3 protein-coding genes are annotated in these 4,073 nt (G+C 57.8%); 2 read left to right on the top strand and 1 reads right to left on the bottom strand.

Annotation, left to right across the window (positions count from 1 at the left end):
- The first annotated feature begins 771 nt into the window (after window positions 1–771).
- On the top strand, window positions 772–1,761 hold the full coding sequence (locus tag IPV08_RS24210; RefSeq protein ID WP_207414398.1) for an SDR family oxidoreductase: 990 nt from the start codon (window positions 772–774) through the stop codon (window positions 1,759–1,761).
- Between the two features lie 125 nt (window positions 1,762–1,886).
- Here the strand turns inward: IPV08_RS24210 and IPV08_RS24205 are convergent, their stop codons facing one another.
- On the bottom strand, window positions 1,887–2,300 hold the full coding sequence (locus tag IPV08_RS24205; protein WP_207414396.1) for a flagellar biosynthesis repressor FlbT: 414 nt from the start codon (window positions 2,298–2,300) through the stop codon (window positions 1,887–1,889).
- A gap of 218 nt (window positions 2,301–2,518) precedes the next feature.
- Here IPV08_RS24205 and IPV08_RS24200 point away from each other — a divergent pair.
- On the top strand, window positions 2,519–4,073 hold a 1,555-nt coding region (locus IPV08_RS24200; protein ID WP_207414394.1), incomplete at its 3' end, for a hypothetical protein.

The raw sequence follows: 4,073 nt of genomic DNA, 5'->3' as shown, positions 1-4,073 counted from the left end.
CGTTCGTTTTCCCGACGAACGATGGATGCGCTTGGGACACACGTAGAAACAGCCCCGTTTCTGTCGGGAAAATATGACTGGTTTTCTATTGTTGGAAAAACGTAACGAGAGCGATATCCCGACACATCCTCTGTATGCTGAGGTTCGCTAGCGCAGCGATCACGCATTTCAAGAATGTCGCGAACGGTTAAGCTTCGCTATCCCCATGAGATGCGATGCGGTGAACAGACCGGAATGACGACAGCAATCAATTCTCAGAACGTCACTACGAAGGCGATCCGACAACAGCGCTTTTGGCGAAGCTATGGCTCCGCTCTCCATCGGAGTGGCCTCGCCAGAGGTCGCCCTAACCTCGTAATAAGCCCCAAAGAGCCCCCGCCCCTGCCACCGCGAGGAATGACGGCTCGTGAGTTGATCCGCATGGCGCGGGCCGCACGGAAGACGACGGATGGAGTGTCGTAGCTCTTAGCCTAACGAAAGTGCTTCGCGATCTCCGCCAATCCCTGTTCGTAGACGCCCTCGATGTCGGCCTTCGCCTCCGCATCGTTCATCCCAGCTGCGTCAAAGGTACGGAAGCGGATCACCGCCTAGAGCTGGGGCCAGTCGATGGGGTAGAAGAAGCGATGCTCGCGCCGGAGGGGCATCCTATTCACTCGTCGATGGCACAAGGCTTCGCGCCTATCGCACAGCTCCGTCCTGCTACCTTACGGCACATCCAGCAAGTTCGCTCCGGCGCGTTCCCCCGTGGACACCGATATGGGAGAGACGGGCATGGCGCGGGTAGCAGTCGTGACAGGAGCCAGTGCCGGCATCGGTCTGGCCACCGCGGAAGCTCTGGCACGGAAGGGATGGTCTGTTGCGATCGTGGCCCGCGGCGCTGAACGATTGAAGGGAGCGGCTAGCCTCCTGCAGCGCTACGGCGGAAGGGTGCTGACGATCAGTGCCGATGTCGCGGACGCTGCCGCAGTCGATGCGGCTGCTGATCAGGTTGAGCGGGATCTGGGGCCCATCGCAGCATGGGTCAACAATGCTATGTCGACCGTGGTGGCCCCGGCCGACCAGATTACCGCTGCTGAGTACGCCCGCGTCACCGCCACGACCTATCTCAGTCAGGTCCACGGTACCCTCGCCGCGTTGCGCCACATGAAACCACGCGGCCGGGGTGCAATCATCCAGGTCTCCTCCGGCCTCGCCATCCGTGCGGCCCCGCTCCAGGCCGCCTATTGCGGCGCCAAATTCGCAGTGAGTGGCTTTACCGACGCCTTGCGTTCCGAGCTGATCGCCGATCGCGTCGCCGTCTCCCTGTCCGTCGTTTATCTGCCAGCGGTGAACACCCCGCAATTTGGCTGGTCACGGAACCACACCGGGCATCAGCAGATCGCCCCAGACCCGGTCTTCGATCCTCGTCTCTGCGCTGACGCGATCGTCCACGCGATCGAGCATCCGTCCCGCGAGGTCTGGGTTGGACGCAGCACGCTGATGATGACCCTCGCCCAGGCCGTGGCCCCGAGCTACGCGGACAGGAAGGCGAGCGAGATGCGCGACGCCCAACTCGGCGAACCGATTCCCGAAAGGATCGGCAATCTCGATGCGCCGGTGCCGGGCCCCGCCGCGATCGATGGACGCGCAACGGATCGGGTTCTCTCGACGCGGACCGAGTTCTTCACCAGCCGCCAGCGGGATGCCTTTTTGCTGGCCGCGACAGGCGGGGTGATTGCTTTATCGACACTTCTGCCGCGGCTAGGTCGGTTTCGGCGATAGAAACAGCACCACATGCCAACCCATCATCCAGGCGATCTAATGCGTCACCAGCTCGATGGAATTGAATGCTATCGGGCACCACGCATGCGAATGAGGAACCGATCCCGAGGATTTGTTGGTGGTTCCTAACGCTCACCTACCGCAAGCTTGGGAGTCGCACCCGTTCCAAACTCAGAGGCTTCAAGAACCATTAGAGCTTTGCCCTTCTTGAAAGCCATGTGAGCTTTCTTCTCACTCAATAAATTTTGAATTTCCAGGATCTGAGGAGCGAACGAGGGCATTTTCTGCAAGATTTGAACAGCCAATTTTGAAAGCTCGTTGAGCTCATCGAATGGGTTTTCTTTAAGAACTACCTGTTGCAACACAAAAGCAAGACGGGCGCATGGTGAGTTGACGTCTCTCTCATTTATCATTTCGCTTTCACGAAGAATGCGACAATGATTCTTGATGACAAGACTTGTAGCAGAGCCTGAATTGCAAATCTCTGCCCCGTTAACATAAACAGTTTCGCCAGGTCTAATCGTCAGCTTTAATGCCATTGTCCGACTCCTTTTGAGCCCTTCGATGATGGTTGTTTCGTCGAGCGGTCGCGATAGCTGCCTATATTAGGCGAGTTAATTATTGATTAACCATACCCTCGGAAAGTCAGCCGGCCGTAAAACTTGGCGCATTGGTTTAATCCCAAGTTAGGAAGTCCGGTCCTCTGGTGACGTGCCTTCGAAATTAGAGGGTTCTCAGATCCAAAGGATCAAAATCAATGTCTTCCGGCATCACCCTTACTGCTGCGACCCGTCAGAACTTGCTCTCGCTGCAGGGCACGGCCGATCTTCTGACCCAGACTCAGAACCGTCTGTCGACCGGCAAGAAGGTCAACTCGGCCCTCGACGATCCGACGAGCTTCTTCACCTCGCAGTCCCTGTCCGGCCGCTCGGGCGATCTTGGCTCGCTCCTCAACGGCATCTCGAACGGCGTCCAGACGATCCAGGCCGCCAACCAGGGCATCACCTCGATCCAGAAACTGGTCGACTCGGCCAAGTCCACCGCCAACCAGGCGCTGGCCGACAAGAGCGCCGTAACGAGCGGCACGCCGGCAACGTCTGCGATCCTCTCGGCAGGGACTTCCTTCCAGGGAACCTCGACGGCAGCGACCGACGGCACGCAAGACTTCTCTGGTGACCGCAATGCTAGCTTTGCAATATCTGATGGTACGAACAGCACGGATATCGTTCTTAGCGCTGATACGCTGAAGGGTGTGACAGGCAACGTTGGTAAGGTCACTGCCGATGATGTCGTGAAGGCCATCAATAACCAGCTCGCAAACGATACTACCAACCCGGCTGCAGTAACGGCTTCAAAAACGACTGATGGCCGGATTGTTTTTACATCAACAGCTTCCGGTAAGGACTCCACTGTAACAATCACCAATGTGGCAAGCAACGAAGTCGATCTTGGCTTCGGTCAAGAGGTGGATCCTCTGACCGCTAAGGGCGCGGACGCTAAAAACGGGGCCCTTGCTGCGAAAGTCGAGGGTAGCTCGATTGCCGATCTTGCAGACGCGGGAGACGGAATCGACTTCACTGACCCTGCTACTGCAGATTTCGATATCCAGCTGGGCTCTGGTGCAGTTAAGACAATCAAGCTTGACGAAACTACGCTAGCCGACGCTGCAGATACAGCAGCAGTGACCGGTGACGAGATTGCGGCTGCTATACAAGCTCAGCTTGATGCCGACACCGGCTTCAAAGGCAAGCTGACTGTCACCAATACGGATGGCAAGCTCAGTGTCACATCGACGGGGTCTGGCTCGTCGGAAAAGATTACGATCAATGCGTCCAAAGGCGGCGATACCGATATTGGTTTTGGCGTGGCAGGGGCGAACACCAAGGCACTTGTTGGTACGGGCGAAGGCTCGGCAAGCGGCAGCAACGCGACCCGGACCTCGCTCGCCAAGCAGTTCAACACACTGCTCGATCAGATCACCCAGCAGGCCAAGGATTCCAGCTACAACGGCATCAACCTGCTGTACCGTTCGGGTAGTGACAAGGCCGAGAACTCGCTGAAGGTCGCCTTCAACGAGACGGGTTCCTCCAGCTTGACGATCGAGGGTTCCAAGCTCGACTCCGATGGCCTTGGCCTGACCTCGATCACCGGCGGCTTCCAGTCTGACGACGAGATCAACAAGGCTCTGACGGCCATCACGGCGGCCACCAGCCAGCTTCGCGCCCAGTCCTCGACCTTCGGCTCCAACCTTTCGGTGGTGCAGAACCGTCAGGACTTCTCAAAGAACCTGATCAACATCCTCGACACCGGTG

Source organism: Methylobacterium sp. SD274, assembly GCF_017355285.1.
GTDB lineage: Bacteria > Pseudomonadota > Alphaproteobacteria > Rhizobiales > Beijerinckiaceae > Methylobacterium.
Note: the sequence above shows the minus strand (reverse complement) of the source record. Positions and strands in the feature narration are given on the sequence as shown.